Source organism: Bacteroides congonensis (assembly GCF_900130125.1).
GTDB lineage: Bacteria > Bacteroidota > Bacteroidia > Bacteroidales > Bacteroidaceae > Bacteroides > Bacteroides congonensis.
In genome coordinates this window covers 389251-409748 of record NZ_FQXY01000007.1, presented here as the reverse complement: position 1 = coordinate 409748, position 20498 = coordinate 389251, and the positions used below count along the sequence as shown (strand labels likewise).

Here is a 20498-nt window from a genome sequence, read left to right as displayed (position 1 = left end):
ATAATCAAACATCATCAACTTGTATTAAAAGAGGCAGTCAACCTCTATTAAACCATCCTCTGATTTGCTATTCTGCATCACTTACTTTGTATATATAACATGTAAGAGAGTGAGATTTTCAAAATTTCCCATCATAATGGTATAATAATAGCAGAGGGGGATGGATTTAATAGAAGGTAGGGTAATGTAGACCTTAGAAGGTTAAGTATTTATAATCTACCTTCATCATTATAGGAATAGTACTCCTTCTCTGGATTTAGGATTATATGGTCTGCTACATGAATTTCCATGAGTTCAGCCACCTTCCTTACTTTTTCAGTCAAAGCATCATCCAGAGTACTGGGTTTCATGCTTCCAGAAGGGTGATTATGTGCCAATATTATCTGTGTTGCATTAGCCAGCAAGGCAGCTTGTAATATCAGCCTTACATCTACATAAGTAGCAGAGATTCCACCTTCTGAAATAGGTACTATACCCAGTACTCTGTTAGACTGATTAAGTAGTACCACTTTAAAGCTTTCCCTGTAACCTATTGTATCATCAGGGAAGCACTTTATCAATAGTTCATAGGCATCCTGTGAGCTATTTATCTTGTATCTAGTTGATGATTTGACATTGCTTTTATAGCTCAATTGAACCTCTGATACATTCATTATATTATCCATAAGATGCACTAATTAATGAACCAACTATATTCATTTTCACCATATAAAGCCTTATTAAGTCCTTCAGCCAATTGGGTGGCATTAAGTGACCTGTCCAAGAAGTTATCAATGTAACTACTTTTATTAGCTCCAGTTAGTAAGTTGTACACATTCCACATGCTGATTTCCCTGCTGTCCAGAAGGGTGCTAAAGTTATCATCATTGTAATATGCTTTGGCTACTAATCCTATCTGGGTATCAGTCATCAGCATCTGTGGTAACTTCTTCTTCTGGTCTACAGGCAAGAACTGATATAATCTGCATCTGCCTAAGAACTGGGCAAATTGGGACTCTCTCATATAAGTATCCTTATAAGCTGACATGTAATACAAGTGCTGGGCTATATTGTACTCTTGGAACAGCCTCATCACTACATTGAATAGTTCAGTTGTACTCATAACCTTTAATTCTGACCTGTAACCATCTGTTGATACACACATGTTACAGCAGACTAAGTTCTTGAAACCTATGAATACCTTGAACTTCTCTGCACCTTTCTTACTGTAGAGGTTCTCATGGTTATAAGCCCTAACTCCACCTATGGTTAAATTCAGTCTGTTACCTGCAATATCCTCATATATGGTAGGTATCTCAAAACAGAACATCATTCTCTCAAAGTAAATGGTTTTATCAGATTCCAGTAATTGATTCACAGGTTTATGAATAGCTTCCGGTATTCTGCCTTTGATAACATGGCTTACCCTGATGGCAGGTTCTTCTATTCTCTCATTGGAGAACACCTTATTGGCTGCTTCCCATACTGTTTCAATGAAACTGGAATGTGATATAGTAACCTCATTATCTTTAGAGAACACAGGTGTGATACATTCTTCCTTGAGGTACTGCATGGTTACTTCCTTTGTATTAGCTTCAATAAAAGGTAACTTATTGCCTTCTCTGGTGCTTATTGGTTCAGCTTCTACAGGATTTGTTGATATAATGCCTGTATTGATGATTTCTATTGGCTCAACTGTTTGAATATAAGGATTATCTACCTTATTTCTATTAGGGTATATCAGATTAGCTCTGACTGGCTGCAACTGCATTATTTCCATATCTAACGTAATTAGGGGTATAGTTAATAGTTTGTTGATTCTTTTGTACCTGAAGTGCTGCTTTCTTCTGCATGAATTCTGATGTTAACTGCTGATACCATTCAGGAAATTGATGATAGATGGCAGTCAGTTCTTCAATGGTCTTGCTGCTGTTAATCTTGCTCCTTATCATCTCCAGATTGACACCATCATTACACCAATCAAGTATTATCTGACCTGTAGCAGGTGTAATGGTAAAGTCTGGCTTACCTATAAACAGGTTTGTCCTGTCTTTAGATGCAATAGTCTGGTGCTTCATGTTGATGTCAAAGACTATGGTAAACTCATAATCAATACCATCTCTCATGACTGCTTTAAGTCCTACTTTCTCCGGTATCATCTTGCCATTCTTCTCACTTAAAACATAGTCTTGTTTACATCTCATAGTGCATATAATATGGCTTCCAGACTGCAATATTTTCTGCATGAAAGCATTGATTCTGGGTGTCACCTTCTGCCAATTAGTGAAGCTGTTACCTTGTAGACCTGCATGGTATTCAAGCAAGTTATCCCAACACTGTGAGATGCTATCAATTATGATAACTTCCATGCCTGCACCTTCACATATTTCAATAGCTTGTATATAAGTTTCAGGTGTAAAATTATCACTTAGACTTAATACATTATAAGCACCTAAATGAGCATAAAGGTCAGCACTTCCATGTTCACTATCAATGATGGCTATCTTAGTCCAGTCATTACATAAACCATAAGCTAAAAGTAATGCAGAATAGGTCTTACCTGAACCTGCGCAGCCTTGTAAAGCAAGCTTAATTTTAGCCTGCTTCTTGGATGAAACTCTTAAGTTCAACATATCTGAATAATATTAATAGTTGATGTATAATCTATAAAGAAAAAAGGAAGCAAGTCCTAATAAACTTGCCTCCTTGAGGTCTACATTAACAACCATCATAAAGTTGCCAATGTCATAGCTCCACCTTCACCTCTTTGGTGCAGCATATAGAACATGTCACCTGTATCTGGTGAACATACTTGAGAGATAACAGGATTGGTTACTTCTCCATTAAGAAACTTGTCACTTACTGCACCAGTTTCACAGCCATAAACAAAGAAGCACTTCCCTGTATGAGGATTCTGCTTTACTTCAATCTTACTTACTCCCTTTTGAGCCTTAAACTCATTCACTGTCACTGTCTCTAAGAACTTTAACTTTTCCATAATTGTTTTTTTATTATTGTTGCAGAGGGGGATATCCCACTCCTAAGGTAAGGGGAGGGAGACTTTGTGACTTAGAGTGCACTTGTAGATATCAAGTTTGCAGAAATTTAAAATAAAAATTAAAAATATCAGAGAGACTGTATATCAGATGACAGTAGGAATTGCTATATATTAGTTATATACATATAAAGCAATCCCCTGCCTTCTGGTGGGAAAACAGGGGATATTGGGGTATGTATCATTCATTCATCATTAACAGTATCAAGGTAGTGCTTGATTTCATCATCATCTGGTACATGTGATATAACTTTGTCTATCCAAGTATCGTGACCCAAGTGAGGGTACAGAAGGACTTTAGCTTCCATGTGCTCAGTCCATGTTAGTGCCATTGGAACATCATGGGAAGACCAGATTACTTTCTTCTCAATCAATAAGTCCCTATACTTTTTATATGTGTTCTTTGCCATATCCAAGTGACTATAAATGGCTTTGTCTGATAGGTCTATTCTGAACTCATTGTTAACACAAAGGCAATATAACCCTATCATAACTCCTTTCTCTTCTGGACCTAAAGAGCTGTCACTGAATAACTCTGCCCATATAATTCTGAAATTCTTAGGAGGGTTAGGTAGATAATAGATGTTCCTTCTAATCTCTTTTTGCGGCTGTATAGTCTCTACTCTATATCCTTTATCTTCTAGCTCCTTTAGTCTGGGGATAAAGGAATCCTTGATATAACTTGTACTTACTCCTGTAAGCTCTGACAACTGACTGATAGTAGTATTTGTTGTCATGTAGTTGCTTTCCCTTTGGGGATAGGCATTAATATAGAGACCTGCTAATAGGTAGAGTTGCTTTGGATTGAAGTACCTGCAAGCTTCAATGGGGATGATAGTGAATTGCTTAACTGTTGCCATTAATTCTTATTTTAGAGGGGTCAAAATCCACTCCATACTAATTACCTACAGTAATAAAGGATTAAAGGTAATTAGTATAGGGTGATATTTGACCCTAAGGTTAATTCTGTTGATAGCCAATGCCATATTAGAGGTGTATTACTTCTATAAGTATCTGATTATCAGTTGTAAATATAACAAATAAAGTCTATAATACCAATATTCTTATCATTTATTTAGTCACATATTAACCTTCTATAACATAAATAGCCTTAACAAATTATTCTCTTTGGTAGATATCCTGCCAGTATGTTCTTTAAATCCTCTAGGATTCTCTTCTCTGATGGTGTACTTATTCCTAGATGTCCTGTCAGTGGCATATATGCTTCTCAATAGGGCTACATATTTTCTAGGTTTCAGTATCTTGTGTAGATGATACTGGACTATAGGAGCTAATATCTCTTGTATCTCACTTGCTGAATAGCTCTTATTTAAGGTGAAACTTCTTCTTATTGCAACCTTGAAAGGATGCTCTTCATCTAGTGCCCAATACATGACTGCATTATTGAGGTTCTTATAAACTATACTGTTACTTGTTCTAATCTCCCATAGTTGATGTAGTAGACTATCAAGGTCAACATACCTATATAGCTTGATGAATCTCTCTAAGAATATCTTAGTTTTACTTCTGCAATGTCTAGTATATGAGTACAAGGTATTATCATTCAACTGCCCTGTGGTTGATAATACTTTGATGCTATCTATGGCTTCTTGAATGTAACTATCTGTCAACTTATTCTGTGCATCCTTATTGGTTTTCTCTATGCTGTTTTGTTCTGGAGAAACATCATAAGATAGGGATTTGTAGCTAATGATTTTAACCTGTTTACCTAGTACTTCTTTCAAGGTTTCAGGCATAAAATATGAGGCATATAAGTCGGTTCTTTCAATGATGTAATCTATGTTGAGGTAGGCAGGTACATATTCTCCATCCACATTCTGTCTAATTAGATTAATTAACTCATTCCCTGCAATCCTTTCTTGTGCTTTCTCTCTTATGGCTTCTTTAACCATTGCAAATAGGTCAATCAAGGTATAGTCACCTTGCATAATATCATCTGCTGAATCTATTACTTTGAGTACCTTCTTAGCTTTATTCAATAGGGTAATGGTGTACTTTTCCATGCTTTCCATTACTGATACATACCCTAAGGTATTATATATGATAGTTTCACTTAATACTCCATTATCTTTTCTACATCTGCCATGTATTTGTGTCATCCTATCTAAGGTCAACATTGAGTGGCTTCTTCTTACATCTGATACAGTGATTAAATGGTAACTATCCTCTATATCTATACCAGTAAAGTAGCAACAAGTGGCAAAATTAATCCTAGCAGGTAAGGTATTATTGTCTCCTAGTTTAGGTGCAAAATATTCTCCTGCTTCCTTTATGGATGCCTCACTACATAGGATAGCACATTCCTTTCTGGTTTCTTCATCTAGTGATGCTATAATGTTTCTTATCTGGAGTATGGAGTTATAGGCAATGAATATCTTCTCTATAGAATGGGAGATAATCTCTTCTATAACAGTCTGAGTGATATTGTTAGTGTGCAATAACCTAACATCTCTTCGGGCATTATATGTCCAAGTTATGGAGAACTTACATTCTTTCTTTAGTAGTGGATTGCTGAACTCCTTCATGGTAGCTGTTACCATACATCTGTTCTTTGATGGGAACATACAGTAGTAGTCAATCACATTCTCCAATTGGGGTCTGAAGTTGTTGTCAGTCTGGAGAACATCAACCTCATCAATCATAAGGAAGTAGTCTCTATAGTTTTTACCTATGATACCTAATAACCTACCTAGGCTGTCTGCAACTACTAGAAGTTTCTTGTATCCATCTTTAGCCAAGTATTCCTCAATCTGCTGATTAGTGACCTTTTCACCTTTAATCTCACTACCTACATATAATGTATTAGGATGCTTTGAGTGTTTACCATAAGCCAGAGCCTTAGTAGGAAGGACTATGATTGAGTTTCTCTTTGAGTTTATCTCAAGGGTAGTGGCTCCAATGCCGGGTATCTTCTTGTCTACTAACCCATGAGGCATCTTATCTATGAAGTTAGCCAGATTCCAGAAGGAGTCACCAACTTCTTCTCTTATTACTTCTGGTGGTCTGCCAAATAGTAAGTTATCCAAACTAGTTATTATTGTGTCTTGAGGTATGGTTTTAGTTTCTCCTACTTTCCTAGAGGATAATATCTCAATGTACTCTACAGATGCATCATGTAAGTCACCATAAGTATTAGGTACTACTTCTGCTTGTTCTTTTGCCAGTCTGTCTTTTATGCTCATGTCTCACTTAGTTTGTAATTAGTATATAGATTGTAAGTGAACAAATATACTAAAGAGCCTCCATAATTCAATCAATTACAGAGGTTCTTTTGTGTTAAACTTACTTCACTTTTGAACAAGACTACTCATTATGGTTGCTAAATACATACTCAATCACTTTCTTGTTAGCTTCATTCTCTATCTTGAAGTCTCTTTCAATATAGATGTCAGTGACTTTCATAGCCTCATCAATATGATTCAATGCAGCATGAACTGTATATTTATCTATACCTACTTTGTTAACAGCTAATGTAGCCCATGAGTGCCTTGCAGCATAGTACTCCAAATCATCAATTTTGAGTATCTTGCCAATCTGCTTTAACCCAAGATTGATGGCTCTGTTGAAGTTCTTATAGGTTGAGTATAAGTGGTAGAAGCAGAACACCTTCTTCTGGGTGTAATCTTCATATTTCTTCATTAAAGGTAACAGGATAGGAAGAACATCTACTTTCATCTTAGCCTTGTCGAGTCTTCTGCCTGTTGTCTTAGTCCTGTAATAGGTAATTGAACCATCTTCCAGTTCACTACAGTTATACAAGTCAGCAGAGTTCATCCCTATAAGACAGAAAGAAAGGATAAAGCAATCCTTAGCAAGGTTAAAGGGGCATAACCTTTCCCTACCATTGGTATTGATGATATAAGGCAGTTCCCATATCTTCTTGATTAACTCTGCTGATAATGCTCTCTTCCTAGTTGCTTCTTGCTTTGGTATCTCCAAATTCTCAAAAGGTGAATTAGGTATTCTAATGACATTCCTGTCATAGTCATTGTACTTCTTCTTGGCTTCATTGAATAGATGCCTGATACTCCCCATGTATAAAGATACCATTCTATTAGAGGGTATTCTCTTTCCTTTCTTCTGAAGTTCTACCACCTGTTTAGCCCTTTTCTTGTGAAGGTATTCCATGAACTCCATCATTAACAACTTGCTAACTTGGTTGGTATTCAGTTTGTCCTTTCCTAAGAAGGCAATGAAGGTATTAAGGGCAGTTTGATAATTTCTCTTACCCTTGACCTCTGTAGCTGCTAACCAGTCTTTACAGAACTGGATAAAATCAATAGGAGTATTCTTCTCCTTCTCTTTCTGGATATAATCAAGTACATCACTTAAGGTTAAATTGGAAGCCTCTAATGGAAGCCCCATGCATAATTCTTCATAGTATCTGACCAATTTGTCAGCTTCCTTGATGTACTTTGGATTCTTTAGCTTGAAGTCCTTAGTCAGGTCTTCTGTTCTTACAAAGATATGAGTGGCCAACCTCTTAACCTCTCTGTTATAGGTTACTCTAATCTTCACATTGAAAGTTCCACCAACTTTCATTTCATTCTTTCTGATTTCTACCTTGAATGTCAGCATGTTAGGTATTGTAATTTTCCACCAACAATTAGCCAACAATTGGACTTTAACAGGTTATTTTATACCAGATTTAGCACCTGAATGATACTCTACCAACAAAGAAAAAGTCCTCATAAGTATCTAACTTACAAGGACTCTCTCTAGGGGTGGAAGACCGGACTCGAACCGGCGACATTCAGAACCACAATCTGACGCTCTAACCAACTGAACTACATCCACCATGTCTGCGTTTCTCTAACGCGGTGCAAAGATAGATATTATCTTTTAATCTCCAAAAGATTCTACTACTTTTTTTGATAAAAAGTATATTCTTTTATTCCCCGATTGTGCTTGCTGAAAAGGGTTCGCGCGTCATTCGTGAAGATTTTCAACGAGTTACGTGCTTGTAAAGGAATTGAGTCAGCCGGTAGGTTGACGGGGAGTAATTGATGATTTTTTTTCCCGGATTGCATCGGGCGGGCTGTCCATACCAGACTGTACTCACAATTATTGAGACGTGTGGTACTATCTTTTACTAATTCCATCCTTACCATAAGTCCGCCATCCGTGCGGCGGGCAGACATATTGGAGATATAATTTCCCAGTGAATAGACGACGAGATGCTTGTCGTTTGTCAGACTGTCCGTGCGTACTTCGATAGGTTGTACCACGTGCGGATGCGAGCCGATTATGTGGCTGACACCTTTTTGGAGTAACCAGTCGGTCAGGAACTTCTGTTCTTTGTTCGGCAAGGATTGATATTCTATCCCCCAATGCATACAGGCGATGATTGCGTCCGGTTGCAAGGCTTTGCTCGCTTCGATGTCTTTGGCGATAATCATTGTGTCGATATAATTCACAATGTTGGGAGGGGTGACGGGTATGCCGTTTGTGCCATACGTGTAATTGAGCAGGGCGATGAGGAATCCGTTCTTCTCCAATAGGAGAGGATATTGTTTCTCACGTGTTTCGGCGTTGACATATGTTCCGGCATGAGGAATCTTCAGTGTGTCGATTAACTGGATGGTACGTTCCAGTCCGGCTCTGCCACGGTCGAGACTGTGATTATTGGCAGTTACGAGGACATTGAAACCGGCATCATGAATGGCGGTCAGATATTCATCCGGCGCACTGAAGGCAGGATACCCTTTATAGGGCTTTCCGCCTAGTGTAACTTCCAGATTGGCGATAGCGAAGTCCGCTCTGCCTATTTCTTCTTTGACATATTCGAAACAGGTGGAATAGTCATAGCCTTTTGCGGTACGGGCGGCATTGATTTGACCTTGATGCTGCATCAAATCTCCTACGAAAAGGAGTCGTAGTGTGTCGGCAGGTATGATACTGTCAACTGCGGAGAGGGTATCAGATGAGGTATTATTAATAGAATCTCTCCTTGCCTGCGACCGTGAGGAGCAGGACAGGGAGAGAAATATGAGTATCAGAAACAACGAATGTTTCATTGATAAATAGCTTTCTTGCCGGCCAGCAGCGTATTTTTCATCAACGATACAATCGTCATCGGCCCGACGCCACCCGGCACGGGAGTGATGAATGAACACTTCGGAGCCACTTCATCAAACTTCACGTCACCGGTCAGTTTGAATCCGGATTTCTTCGTTGCGTCCGGCACGCGGGTAGTACCTACGTCGATAACTACTGCGCCTTCTTTCACCATTTCGGCTTTCACGAAGTTGGGCTGTCCCAAAGCGGCGATGATAATGTCGGCTTCTTGACATTCTTTCACCAGATCTTTGCTTCGGCTGTGGCATACAGTCACGGTGGCATCGCCCGGATAAGCCTTCTGCATCATCAGTGCAGCCATCGGTTTGCCGACGATATTACTGCGTCCGAGTACGACACATTTCTTGCCCGAAGTTTCTATTTCGTAGCGTTTCAGCAATTCGAGGATACCGTTGGGAGTGGCAGATACATAGCAGGGGAGTCCGATGGACATGCGGCCTACGTTAATCGGGTGGAAACCGTCTACATCTTTACGGTAATCAATGGTTTCGATTACTTTCTGTTCGGAGATATGTTTCGGTAACGGGAGTTGCACGATGAAGCCGTCCACATCGCTGTCTTCGTTAAGTTCGCGTACTTTCGCAAGCAGTTCTTCCTCGGTCACGTCACTTTCGTAACGGATAAGTGAAGATTTGAATCCGCAAACTTCGCAGGCTTTTACTTTGGCAGCTACATACGTTTCGCTGCCACCATCGTGTCCTACAAGGATAGCTGCCAGGTGCGGACGTTTCCCGCCACGAGCCACAATTTCGGCTACTTCGGCTGCAATCTCTTGTTTCACTTGTTCGGAAATGGCTTTTCCGTCTATCAGAGTCATATTTTCAGAGTATTTATTGGTGATGGGCAAAAGTAAAATAAATAACTGAACTGTCCAAAAAGATTGGAGTATAAAAAAGAAGATGCTGTTGCCGGCATCTTCTTTCTTAGTAGATAATTCGCTCTCTTATTGTTTAAATCATGTTCTTATTGGTCAGTAGTTTGCCTTTGTATTCGCCTGTCAGCGTACGGAGGAAACCGACGATTTTGTCTACTTCCTGTTGTGGCAGGTCGATGCCCAACTGATACTTGGCCATGGCACGGACAGCATCGTCCATTGTTGCCATACTGCCGTCGTGGAAGTAAGGAGCGGTAAGTTCGATGTTTCTCAAACCGGGAACTTTGAAGCGGTGACGGTCGCGTTCTGTCTGCGTTTGTTTGAACCGTCCGTTGTCTTCTTCAGTCATTTCTGCCTGTCGTTCGGCAAAATAATCATGCTTTACGCCAATCAGTTCGTAGGACTGTCCGCCCAGGATTTCTCCTACGTGGCAGGTGGCGCAATCGTATTTCTTGAAAAGCTCGTATCCGGCGATTTCATCTGTGGTGATAGCGTCTTTCTGACCTTTCAGGTAACGGTCGAAACGTGAGTTGGGAGTTAATAATGTCTTTTCAAATTCCTGGATGGCGTTTGTGATATTCTTTTCACTAAGTCCGTCGGGATATACTTCATTGAACGCTAAAGCAAAGTTCTTGTCTTCCGCCAGTTTGCCGATAATCTGGTCGAAAGATTCGCAAGCCATTTCCACCGGATTCAACGGAGGGCCGGCAGCTTGTTCGGCAAGAGTTCCGGCACGTCCGTCCCAGAATTGAACGAAGTTATAGGCTGCGTTGTAGACTGTCGGAGCGTTCACGCCACCAAACTGGCCGCCTACACCTTCGGAATATTGTTTGTTGTCTACACCACCGGTATCCAATCCGTGACAACTGGCACATGATACGGTGTTGTCGGCTGACAGACGGGTGTCATGGTACAATAAATCTCCGAGAACGACCTTGCGTACATCTACCGCAATAGAGTCAGCGATGGGGCGGACGGGTTCGTTGGTAAAGTCAGGAGCGACTGCTACGTCCGTGTATAGCCCCATGCGGTGGTTCTTTACCCAACTGAGTGCCACTTCTTTTTTTGCATCATTAAAAGAAGCCCCCCAGTGTACGAGATAATACTTTGCCTGCGGCATTTTTCCGTCGAGGATTACTTTCTCTACTTTTGCCAGGTCTACCGGATTAAAGGGACGGCCTTCTTTCAGATCTTTTTCCATCTGGGTCATGTCGAAAGCACGGTAAGCTTCACTCACATCTTCCATCACGATTTTTCCGGCAACGGGCATACTTGCATAGAACGGTAGGTCAGGAGTCGATGTGTGACATCGCAGACATCCTGCGTCCGTAATGATTTGCTGCATTTGGGCGTTTGCTTCCAGATCACTGGAAGGAACCCGGTGCATGAGCCGGTAGGTGACTGCCAGTGCTGCCACTACCACCAACAGTGCAACGATTAGTTTTGTACTTTTTTTCATTTCACATTTGAATTAAATTAGTTGTTATTACGATTATATAAGTGCACGCTTTGTTGGGCGGCCGGCAAGTAGTTCACTCCATACCAGCACATTTGCAGGGCGAGGAAGGAGACGATGAGCATTGCGTACAGGCTTTTCCGCCCGGCTTTTTTGAAAAGGCGGAGATGTATATAGAGCAGGTATCCCATCCAGGTGATAACCGCCCAGGTTTCTTTCGGATCCCAGCTCCAGTAGTTTCCCCAGGCTTCCTTTGCCCAAAGGGAGCCGAGTAGCATGCCGATGGAAAGAAAGGCTACTCCGGCATAGACGAGGTTGTCCGCCGTGTGCAGATATTCTTCCTTGTGGTGGAATAATCCGGTCACTGCAATGATGAACGCGCATCCCAGAACGGAATAGGAAAACATATATACCGTGACGTGCGGGATGAACCATATGCTTTGCAGCGCCGGCATCAGTGACTGGTCATGTATCTCGGGTTTCATCAGGTTGATGATGATAAAGACGGTGGAGAGCAGTGTCGAGAAAGACAGAATCCAACGGTATTTCCATCTTATATAGGTAAGCAGTCCTGCCACTCCCATGAAGAAAGAGTACCATAGCCGGGTTTCTCCCATGGTGCGCAAAGGCGGGCGTTGAAGGAAGACCCACAATCCGGCAATGAAGATGCCCAAAATGATAATGCCGGCTGACGTAAAGGCTGTTGCCGCCTTGCTCTTCGTTGACGAACGAAGGGAGAATACGGCTCCTGCCAGCCATAAGCAGACGGATATGGCTGCAAATACATAGAAATTATCCCAGTTTATCATACTTTTTCGCTCCGTTAATGAATAATAGAATCGCTCCGGCCAGCATCATCAGGATGCCTGCCACTATCGCATATTTCCAGGGTTGCTTTACTACTTGCAAGATGCAATATTCACTGTGGTTGCCTTTTGTTACGTCATAGCCGGTGAGATATACGTCTTCTCCCAATCGGTAGGCGTACGGGTGATTCACTTCGAGCAGTGCTTTTTCATTTCCTAAACGTACATTTGCCGCAAAGCGGGAAGGACGTCCGTTCGGATAATATTCTACGGCAAAAGAGTCGAGCGCTATTTCATAGTCCAAATAATGCGGCGCGCCGTTCATGTCGAATGCTTCACGTGCCGGTTCACCTTTATATATAGGTATGCGTAGTGTCTGGGTATCACTGCTGCCGAAGAATCCCGCGAATAAGGCGAGCCATAAACCTGTATGGTTTAAGATGAAGCGCCACCGTGCTTGTTTGCGGTGTTGAAAAGCGTGAATGGTAATCATTCCCAGATTACTTAGTAATAAAAGAAGTATGGCTATAAATATCCAGCTAGTCATAAAGTTATAGCATCCTAGCAGGGCAAGAATACCTTCACGCGCCTCTGCCGCTGTATCTGATAGTTGTGGGAGAAGTCCTATCACTAAGCAGCCGCCGATAAATAATCCGATGGATAGCGCGCTGGTCTGAGGGGAGCAAAGAAAGCGGGTAAAACCTGAATTTTTGTATTCCTTATATAATATGTATAGTATGAAAAGCCATATTGCCGCAAAGATGATGTTGAGCGGAAAGGCAAGGAAGGAAACCGGGAAGTTTCCTGTGAATAGTTGCATGGCAACTGCCGATAATATATATCCTGTCGTATAGATATAACGCATACTCGTGTTTCTGTTTGTAATCTTTTGCAAAGTAATAAAATAAAAACGAATAAACATCTAAAATCTTTGTAAAATTGTAATCGTTACAATTGAATGGTAGCACTATTATGGATTTGATAGAATATATGCGGTCTTTTTAGCCTGGTTCTTTCTATCGGATTTGCGTAATGCGTGAACTATTCATCGTAATGATTAAAATATTCATTGCAGTGATTAAGGATTTTCACTGTAGTGAATAAGGATTTTGAGTGCAGCGGATTATAACTTTTTATGCAGTCGGGTAGTGGTCATGTTGTAAGGTGACAATAGTCACTTTATAAGGTGATAAATGTCATAATATAAGGTGACAATTGTCACTATACAATGGGACAACTACTAAGGAATAGTTTGAAAATCCATAAAGATACAAAAATAATAAGAGAAAAGCAATACCCTCTTACAAAAAAAGAGGAAGCCGTGGCTCCCTCTTTCTATTCGGAATTTAGAAATGATTCTTTCTTTTATCTCTTCATTTTCGGCATCATCTTGCCCATTTTGCTGCTGGTTACCATCTTCATCATTTTGCGGGTCTGGTCGAATTGTTTCAGCAAGCGGTTTACTTCTTGAATCGTTGTTCCGCTACCTTTGGCGATACGTGTGCGGCGTGAGCCGTTCAGAATTTCCGGGTTAGAACGTTCTGCCGGGGTCATGGAGTAGATGATGGCTTCGATGCTCTTGAACGCATTGTCGTCAATATCAATGTCCTTGATAGCCTTGCCTACTCCCGGAATCATGGAAGCGAGGTCTTTCAGGTTACCCATCTTCTTGATTTGGGCGATCTGGCTGAGGAAGTCGTTGAAGTCGAACTGGTTCTTGGCAATCTTCTTCTGCAGGCGTTTGGCTTCTTCTTCATCATATTGTTCCTGAGCACGTTCTACCAGTGAGACAATGTCACCCATACCGAGGATACGGTCGGCCATACGGGCAGGGTGGAACTGGTCGATTGCTTCCAGTTTTTCTCCCGTACCTACGAATTTGATAGGCTTGTTGACTACCGAACGGATGGAAAGAGCCGCACCACCACGGGTATCACCGTCGAGCTTGGTCAGTACTACACCATTGAAGTCCAGGCGTTCGTTAAATTCTTTGGCTGTGTTTACGGCATCCTGACCGGTCATGGAGTCTACCACGAACAGGATTTCGTTCGGGTTGATGGCTTCCTTGATGGCAGCGATTTCGTTCATCATCTGTTCGTCTACTGCCAGACGTCCGGCTGTATCGACGATGACGAGGTCATATCCTTTGGCTTTGGCTTCCTGAATAGCGTGTTGTGCGATTTCTACCGGATTCTTGCTATCCAGTTCGCAGTACATCGGAACTTCAATCTGTTCTGCCAGTACACGCAACTGTTCGATAGCAGCCGGACGGTAAACGTCACAAGCTACGAGTAACGGCTTGCGATTCTTCTTGGTTTTCAGCATGCGTGCCAGCTTGCCGGAGAAGGTAGTCTTACCCGAACCCTGCAAACCTGACATCAGGATTACTGCCGGACGGGAGTCGATATTGATTTCGGCTGTCTCTCCACCCATCAACTGGGTCAGTTCGTCGTGCACAATCTTCACCATCAACTGGCTCGGCTTCACAGCCGTAAGTACGTTCTGTCCAAGTGCCTTCTCTTTCACCGTATCCGTGAAATTCTTGGCAACCTTGTAGTTTACGTCGGCATCGAGAAGTGCCTTGCGTACGTCTTTCAGCGTCTCCGCCACGTTGATTTCGGTGATTTTGCCTTCACCTTTCAGAATCTTGAATGACCGTTCCAGTCTTTCACTTAAATTATCGAACATAGTTGTTTAATTACTAATTAATATTTGAGCCTGCAAATGTACAAAAATCTCTCGTATTTATATCTTTTTATTCTGCCATTTTGCTTTTTTGAGATAAATATAACTTGTTATCAGCAGCAAGGTATAGTACACTATCTCAATCGTAAAGCAGATTTCAATCGGTGCTTTGAGCCACATTCCGATGAATATGATGTATGAACCGTAGATGATGATTGTAATTGTTTCGAGCAATAAGGCGGCTTGCGTATTTCCCGTGCCGGAGATTCCGTTGAAGACGACATTGGCTACCGACGCGATGAGCATGGCGATGCAAATGACATATACTGAGGGCACGGACTCTGTGATAAGTGCGGCTTCACTGGTATAAATAGATAACAGGAACTGTGGAAACAGTGCCGACAGCGCTACCAGTCCCAGCATGATGAAGAATGAGAACCGGGCGATTTTATTGATAAGCGGCATCACGAACTTGATTCCACCTGCTCCGATGGCGTTGCTTACAAGGCTGTTGGTGGTGGTTGCCAGTGCATTGACCGGAATCAGCAGTACGACGTAGATGCTTCGGACGATATTGGCGATTGCCAGTTCCCGTTGCCCCAGTCGTTCTACGGCTACAAAGAAAACGAACCAGGTGGCCATCGACAGGAAATATTGCAGCATCGTGAAACAGGAGATGCTGAGAATACGCATCAGCAATGCGGGGTCGAACGACCGCAGCCGGTTTAGCCCATATTTCTTCAAGTCGACTGTGATATATGTATAGACCAGGAAGAAAAGTATTGAAGAGGCTTCTGCCAGTACGGATGCGATGGCGGCTCCCTTGATACCCATTTCGGGCATACCGAACTTACCGAAGATTAATACATAGTCCAGCACTACGTTTGTCAAAGCCATGACAACTGCGTTGATTGTGAGTACTTTGGTTCGTGTGATACCAATGTATAATGCCCGGAACATGACGTTGATAAAGGAGAAGAAGAATCCGTAAATACGCCAGTCCAGGAATTCCATGGTTCCTTCGTAGATGGATTCTGAAGAGACGAGCAGCCGCATGATGTTGCCACCGAATGCTTTGGTGAATCCGAACAGTATCAGTGCCATGGCAAAGAGGAACATGACACCCTGAATCATGACCGGGCCTACATCCGTATAGCGTCCTTCGCCATTGCGTCTTGCGATGACAATCTGCGAACCGGTGCTGAATCCGAATGCAATGGTGAATATGCATATATAGAATAACCCGCCCATGGCCGAAGCTCCAAGGGCTACTTCACTCACGTGTCCGAGGAATGCCGTATCGGTGACGTTGATGACATTTTGCGCCAGCAAGCTGAGTAGTATCGGGTAACTGACACTCCAAATCTGTTTGTTGGTATACATAATTAAGGGATTAAGTTTACAGTTTGCAAAGATAACGCTTTATTTCGATTCGGGAGTAACGGGGTAGATGAAAACTATTTCCGGTTGACATCATGCCGGACGATGGTTTCGGGTAGTTCTTGTGTCAGCCGCATAATACGGAAGAAAAAAAGAGAGCGAAGATTTTCTTGTAATCTCCGCTCTTTTTTTATTTTATTTTCTTTTGAGAATCTCACGTGCTCCGGGACCTTCGTGATTGGGATAGCCCGGGGTGTGATTCCTGCACCGTGGGTCGGCATCTACTTTCAGGCTGCGATAATCGTCATTTGTCCGGGTGATGTAGTCATCGAGCATTGCACGGTGTTCTGCAAGAACCTTTGTATATTTAGGGTCTTTGGCAAGATTCTTACGTTCTCCCGGGTCTTTCTTCATGTCGTAGAGTTCTTCTCCGTTACCTTCCAGGTAGTGGGTGTATTTGTATCTTGGGCCACGTACCATGCGTCCCGGGGTAGTTATGTATTCATATTCGCTATGCCATTCGGAAACGGCATACGGATGGGTTTTCGTTTGTTTCTCTCCTTTTAATGTAGGGGCAAGGCTGATTCCTGCTTTCTCTGCCGGAACGGAAATACCTGCCAGGTCGCAAAGAGTAGGCAGAAGGTCTATCGTGGGCTGTGTGAGCAGGTGGTCTACCGGCTTTTTCTGTTGTTTGATGCCGGGGCCTGCAAAGATGAACGGAACATTTGTCATTTCATCATAGAAGCTGATATGCTTGGTTACCATACGGTGTGAAGCCATTCCGTCACCGTGATCGGCTAAGATGACTACGATGGTATTCTTTCCGGCGGGTGTGGAGTAGAGTGCTTTCAATACGCTATCTACCTGTTTGGATACCATTTTCGTATAGTGTTGGAAAGCGGCAATGTAGTGGCGGTAGTTTTCTTCGCTCCAATGGGAAGCCTGCGTCATGCGGCGGTGACTGCAACAGATATACTGTACGGGAGTAGGGATACTGCTCCAGTCCTCGACATCAAAGTTGGCAGGCAGTTCGGGAAGAGTACCGCTAATCGGACGGTCTGTATGTACACCTTCATTCGCTCCTACAAATCCGCAGATGTTATGTGGGTTTTGAAAATCGGCAATGCAAATGAAAGGCTCCTCCGGCGGATTGCTCAGATAGGCTACTACGTCTTCACAGGTTCCTACATCCAGGAAACTATCGTTGTTGACAGGAAATTCAGGGTCGGTGAACGGTTTGGCTACCGGTTCTTTATGTTTGAATCCTCTTAACGAACCCATGTCATGAGTCTTTCCGAAGTGTACGGCTTCGTAACCGTTCTCGGAGAAAAGGCTTCCTAATGTCGGAACGTTTTCCGGTATACTTGTGTTGATGGGCTCACTGGAATTGGAACGTACATTGGTTTGATGAGGCATCATGCCGCTCCATAAGGCTGCGCGTGAAGGTTGGCTGAGGGGGCAGCCTACATAAGCATTGGAGAAGATAACTCCCCTTGAAGCGACTTCGTCCATAGGAAGGGTGCAACCTTGTGTATGTCCGTAAGCGCCTACGACGCGTTGCGTTAAATGGTCGCATTGGATAATCAGGAAATTCGGCTTTTCTTGTGCCTGGGCTGCTATGCCGCATAGGGCTAAACCCATAAAAGGATAAATCGTTTTCATTCTTGGTTAGAATTTAAGTGGTGTTGATTTTGAAGCAAAAGTAGGAAAAAAGGGAATGTAAAAAAGGGCAGGGGAGTAGTTTTGGACGCAATTGACAGTAATTTGTACAAAAATGAAATATTGAAAAAGAGAATGGTGGCCAAACTGCGATTCTCTCACAGTATGACCACCATTCATCATTTATTGTTTTCCGTTGATTAGCTGTTCATGCTCATCAGGAATTCGTCGTTATCCCTTGTTTTTTCCAGACGGTCTTTTACGAAATCCATTGCTTCAATCGGATTCATGTCGGCAAGGTATTTGCGTAATATCCACATGCGGTCGAGAGTTGTCTTGTCAAGCAGCAGGTCGTCGCGACGAGTACTGGATGCAGTGATGTTGACTGCCGGGAAGATACGCTTGTTGGACAGGTTGCGGTCGAGCTGCAACTCCATGTTACCCGTACCCTTGAATTCTTCGAAGATAACTTCGTCCATCTTGGAACCGGTATCAATCAGGGCCGTGGCGATGATAGTCAGTGAACCGCCGTTCTCGATGTTACGTGCGGCACCGAAGAAACGTTTGGGCTTGTGCAGTGCGTTAGCGTCGACACCACCGGAAAGTACTTTACCGGATGCCGGAGAAACTGTATTGTATGCACGTGCAAGGCGAGTGATAGAATCGAGGAAGATAACCACGTCGTGACCACATTCAACCAGACGTTTTGCTTTTTCCAATACGATACCTGCGATTTTTACGTGGCGTTCTGCCGGTTCGTCGAAAGTAGAAGCGATAACTTCCGCGTTAACGCTGCGCGCCATGTCGGTTACTTCTTCAGGACGTTCGTCAATCAGCAACATAATCATATACACTTCCGGGTGATTGGCTGCAATGGCGTTTGCAATATCTTTCATCAAGATAGTCTTACCGGTCTTTGGCTGGGCGACGATTAATGCACGTTGTCCTTTACCAATCGGAGCGAAAAGGTCTACAACGCGGGCAGACATAGAGTCTGAATAGCCGCCTTTACAAAGTTTGAACTTTTCATCCGGAAAGAGGGGAGTCAAGTGTTCGAAAGGAACGCGGTCGCGAACGAAAGCGGCGTCACGTCCGTTGATTTTCGATACCTTGACCAGCGGGAAATATTTTTCGCCTTCTTTTGGCGGACGGATAACACCTTCTACTACATCACCGGTTTTCAGACCGAACAGTTTGATTTGTGACTGTGATACGTAAATATCGTCCGGAGAAGAAAGGTAATTGTAATCAGAAGAACGGAGGAATCCGTATCCATCCTGCATGATTTCCAAAACGCCTACTCCGTTGAGGATATCGTCAAATTCGTAAGGCTTTTCGCGCTCGATAACTTTGCGCTCCTGTGGTTGCTGTGCCGGAAGGTTCTCATGAGCATTATTCTGCTGATTGCCACGCGGCATAGGCAGGCGCTGTTGGTTCTGATTCTGATTTTGGTTATTGTTGCGCTGGAAATTATTATTGTTGTTATTATTGTTACCGGCGTTGTTATTATTATTGTCACGTGGACGAACAATACGCGGACGTTGCTGTTGAGCTTGCTGCTGTTGCTGGGATTGTTGCTGCTGCGGATGAGAAGAGGGCTGTTCAGATGCCGTTTGTACCGGTTCTGCTTTGGTAGCCTCGAACTTACCGAACAGTTCGGTAGGAAGCTCTATTTTTTCAGAAGGCAGGTCTTCGATTGGGATGAAATCATCATCATCGGCATTGGACAGGATATTGCTTTCCTCATCAATAACAGGTGCAGCTTTCTTTTGTGGCTTTGCTATTACTTTCTTTTCAGCAGCAGGTTTGTTGGCTTCTGCAGCAGGCTTGTTTGCTTCCACAACAGGTCTGTTTGTTTCAGTAACCGGTTTATTCTCTTTTTCTTTCTTTTCGGCAGGTTGTTGCACCGGAGCGGCTTTCTTTGCAGTTTCAGCAGGCTTTTCTGCTACAACAGCCGGTTTTGCTTCCGCTTCTTTGGTAGCTGCCGGTTTGGCGTTTTCTACTTCTTTTTTCTCAGCAGCGTCAGCACCCTTGCGTGGACGGCCTACTTTACGTTTGGGAGCAGCAGTGTTTTCTGCTTTGGCTTCAACGGCAGGAGTTTCTTTTTCTTTGTTTGCACTTACCTCTTTGGAAGGTTGTTGTGTTTTAGCAGGAGCAGCCTCTTTGTTTTTTGCCACTTCTCCACTCTTTGTTGCGGAAACTGCCTTGTCTTCTTTTTTGGCAGGAGTTACACGCGGCGAACGCTTTTTCTTGTCTTCTTTGCGCTCTTCTTTGAGTTTGTCTGCGGCAACTTTCTTAGTAGCTCCTACAATGGCCTGTTCATCGAGTATTTTATAAACAAGGTCTTCTTTTTTGAATGAGTCTGCTTTTTTTATGCCTAACTCTTTGGCAATAATTTGAAGCTCCGACAGATCTTTGTCGTTTAATTGGATAATGTTATACATATAGTATGGTAAGTTATTAATATTTCTTTTAGCTGAATTATGGACAGCATTACTACAGCTT

16 protein-coding genes and 1 tRNA gene are annotated in these 20498 nt (G+C 42.7%); all 17 read right to left on the bottom strand.

Translation table 11 applies throughout. The features are described 5' to 3' along the window. Window positions 1–209: 209 nt before the first annotated feature. The 17 genes from BQ7997_RS03075 to rho all read right to left on the bottom strand — a co-directional run bounded on the left by BQ7997_RS03075 (window position 210) and on the right by rho (window position 20437). The gene (locus BQ7997_RS03075) at window positions 210–665 is read right to left on the bottom strand and encodes a JAB domain-containing protein (protein WP_073343414.1); all 456 of its coding nucleotides are present in this window, start codon (window positions 663–665) and stop codon (window positions 210–212) included. A gap of 8 nt (window positions 666–673) precedes the next feature. Next, window positions 674–1759 carry a DUF3871 family protein gene (locus BQ7997_RS03070; RefSeq protein WP_073343412.1) on the bottom strand — a complete coding sequence of 362 codons (1086 nt, stop codon included), beginning with the start codon at window positions 1757–1759 and terminating at the stop codon, window positions 674–676. Further along, window positions 1725–2612: an AAA family ATPase gene (locus BQ7997_RS03065; protein WP_073343409.1), complete on the bottom strand. Its 888-nt coding sequence runs from the start codon at window positions 2610–2612 to the stop codon at window positions 1725–1727. Before BQ7997_RS03065 ends, BQ7997_RS03070 begins: the two co-directional genes overlap by 35 nt. Before the next feature lie 95 nt (window positions 2613–2707). Then, on the bottom strand, window positions 2708–2977 hold the full coding sequence (locus BQ7997_RS03060) for a hypothetical protein (RefSeq protein WP_049702625.1): 270 nt from the start codon (window positions 2975–2977) through the stop codon (window positions 2708–2710). 242 nt (window positions 2978–3219) lie between these two features. Then, on the bottom strand, window positions 3220–3894 hold the full coding sequence (locus tag BQ7997_RS03055; protein WP_073343406.1) for a hypothetical protein: 675 nt from the start codon (window positions 3892–3894) through the stop codon (window positions 3220–3222). 234 nt (window positions 3895–4128) lie between these two features. Next, window positions 4129–6237, bottom strand: a complete 2109-nt coding sequence (locus tag BQ7997_RS03050) for a DEAD/DEAH box helicase (protein ID WP_073343403.1) — start codon at window positions 6235–6237, stop codon at window positions 4129–4131. Between the two features lie 121 nt (window positions 6238–6358). Beyond that, entirely contained in the window at window positions 6359–7633 is a 1275-nt protein-coding gene (locus BQ7997_RS03045) for a phage integrase SAM-like domain-containing protein (RefSeq protein WP_073343400.1), read from the bottom strand. 144 nt (window positions 7634–7777) lie between these two features. Then, window positions 7778–7853, bottom strand: a tRNA-His gene (locus BQ7997_RS03040). Between the two features lie 64 nt (window positions 7854–7917). Continuing rightward, entirely contained in the window at window positions 7918–9072 is a 1155-nt protein-coding gene (locus BQ7997_RS03035) for a CapA family protein (protein WP_022136765.1), read from the bottom strand. Continuing rightward, complete coding sequence (gene folD / locus BQ7997_RS03030) at window positions 9069–9950, bottom strand: bifunctional methylenetetrahydrofolate dehydrogenase/methenyltetrahydrofolate cyclohydrolase FolD (RefSeq protein ID WP_022136766.1); 882 nt, start codon at window positions 9948–9950, stop codon at window positions 9069–9071. The genes BQ7997_RS03035 and folD overlap by 4 nt, the downstream gene beginning before the upstream one ends. Window positions 9951–10083: 133 nt before the next feature. Beyond that, on the bottom strand, window positions 10084–11466 hold the full coding sequence (locus tag BQ7997_RS03025; protein ID WP_073343398.1) for a cytochrome c peroxidase: 1383 nt from the start codon (window positions 11464–11466) through the stop codon (window positions 10084–10086). Between the two features lie 17 nt (window positions 11467–11483). Continuing rightward, window positions 11484–12272 (bottom strand): cytochrome c biogenesis protein, encoded by a 789-nt coding sequence (locus BQ7997_RS03020; protein ID WP_073343395.1) that lies wholly within the window; start codon window positions 12270–12272, stop codon window positions 11484–11486. After that, entirely contained in the window at window positions 12256–13134 is an 879-nt protein-coding gene (locus tag BQ7997_RS03015) for a cytochrome c biogenesis ResB family protein (protein WP_073343392.1), read from the bottom strand. The genes BQ7997_RS03020 and BQ7997_RS03015 overlap by 17 nt, the downstream gene beginning before the upstream one ends. A gap of 500 nt (window positions 13135–13634) precedes the next feature. Then, complete coding sequence (gene ffh, locus BQ7997_RS03010) at window positions 13635–14957, bottom strand: signal recognition particle protein (RefSeq protein ID WP_022136770.1); 1323 nt, start codon at window positions 14955–14957, stop codon at window positions 13635–13637. Window positions 14958–15014: 57 nt separating this feature from the next. Further along, window positions 15015–16337, bottom strand: coding sequence for an MATE family efflux transporter (locus BQ7997_RS03005; protein WP_022136771.1), 1323 nt, complete (start codon window positions 16335–16337; stop codon window positions 15015–15017). Between the two features lie 192 nt (window positions 16338–16529). Beyond that, a complete protein-coding gene (locus BQ7997_RS03000) occupies window positions 16530–17996 on the bottom strand; it encodes a sulfatase family protein (RefSeq protein ID WP_073343390.1) in 1467 nt (488 codons plus the stop codon). A 197-nt stretch (window positions 17997–18193) separates the two neighbouring features. Then, entirely contained in the window at window positions 18194–20437 is a 2244-nt protein-coding gene (gene rho, locus BQ7997_RS02995; RefSeq protein WP_073343387.1) for a transcription termination factor Rho, read from the bottom strand. Between the last annotated feature and the right edge of the window lie 61 nt (window positions 20438–20498).

What these genes read in the sequence shown, in the direction of transcription:
- BQ7997_RS03065 (WP_073343409.1), bottom strand. Translation starts at nt 2,612, where the DNA reads ATGTTGAACTTAAGAGTTTCATCCAAGAAGCAGGCTAAAATTAAGCTT.
- folD (WP_022136766.1), bottom strand. Translation starts at nt 9,950, where the DNA reads ATGACTCTGATAGACGGAAAAGCCATTTCCGAACAAGTGAAACAAGAG.
- BQ7997_RS03015 (WP_073343392.1), bottom strand. Translation starts at nt 13,134, where the DNA reads ATGCGTTATATCTATACGACAGGATATATATTATCGGCAGTTGCCATG.
- BQ7997_RS03075 (WP_073343414.1), bottom strand. Translation starts at nt 665, where the DNA reads ATGGATAATATAATGAATGTATCAGAGGTTCAATTGAGCTATAAAAGC.
- rho (WP_073343387.1), bottom strand. Translation starts at nt 20,437, where the DNA reads ATGTATAACATTATCCAATTAAACGACAAAGATCTGTCGGAGCTTCAA.
- BQ7997_RS03000 (WP_073343390.1), bottom strand. Translation starts at nt 17,996, where the DNA reads ATGAAAACGATTTATCCTTTTATGGGTTTAGCCCTATGCGGCATAGCA.
- BQ7997_RS03060 (WP_049702625.1), bottom strand. Translation starts at nt 2,977, where the DNA reads ATGGAAAAGTTAAAGTTCTTAGAGACAGTGACAGTGAATGAGTTTAAG.
- BQ7997_RS03055 (WP_073343406.1), bottom strand. Translation starts at nt 3,894, where the DNA reads ATGGCAACAGTTAAGCAATTCACTATCATCCCCATTGAAGCTTGCAGG.
- BQ7997_RS03035 (WP_022136765.1), bottom strand. Translation starts at nt 9,072, where the DNA reads ATGAAACATTCGTTGTTTCTGATACTCATATTTCTCTCCCTGTCCTGC.
- BQ7997_RS03005 (WP_022136771.1), bottom strand. Translation starts at nt 16,337, where the DNA reads ATGTATACCAACAAACAGATTTGGAGTGTCAGTTACCCGATACTACTC.
- BQ7997_RS03025 (WP_073343398.1), bottom strand. Translation starts at nt 11,466, where the DNA reads ATGAAAAAAAGTACAAAACTAATCGTTGCACTGTTGGTGGTAGTGGCA.
- ffh (WP_022136770.1), bottom strand. Translation starts at nt 14,957, where the DNA reads ATGTTCGATAATTTAAGTGAAAGACTGGAACGGTCATTCAAGATTCTG.
- BQ7997_RS03020 (WP_073343395.1), bottom strand. Translation starts at nt 12,272, where the DNA reads ATGATAAACTGGGATAATTTCTATGTATTTGCAGCCATATCCGTCTGC.
- BQ7997_RS03045 (WP_073343400.1), bottom strand. Translation starts at nt 7,633, where the DNA reads ATGCTGACATTCAAGGTAGAAATCAGAAAGAATGAAATGAAAGTTGGT.
- BQ7997_RS03070 (WP_073343412.1), bottom strand. Translation starts at nt 1,759, where the DNA reads ATGGAAATAATGCAGTTGCAGCCAGTCAGAGCTAATCTGATATACCCT.
- BQ7997_RS03050 (WP_073343403.1), bottom strand. Translation starts at nt 6,237, where the DNA reads ATGAGCATAAAAGACAGACTGGCAAAAGAACAAGCAGAAGTAGTACCT.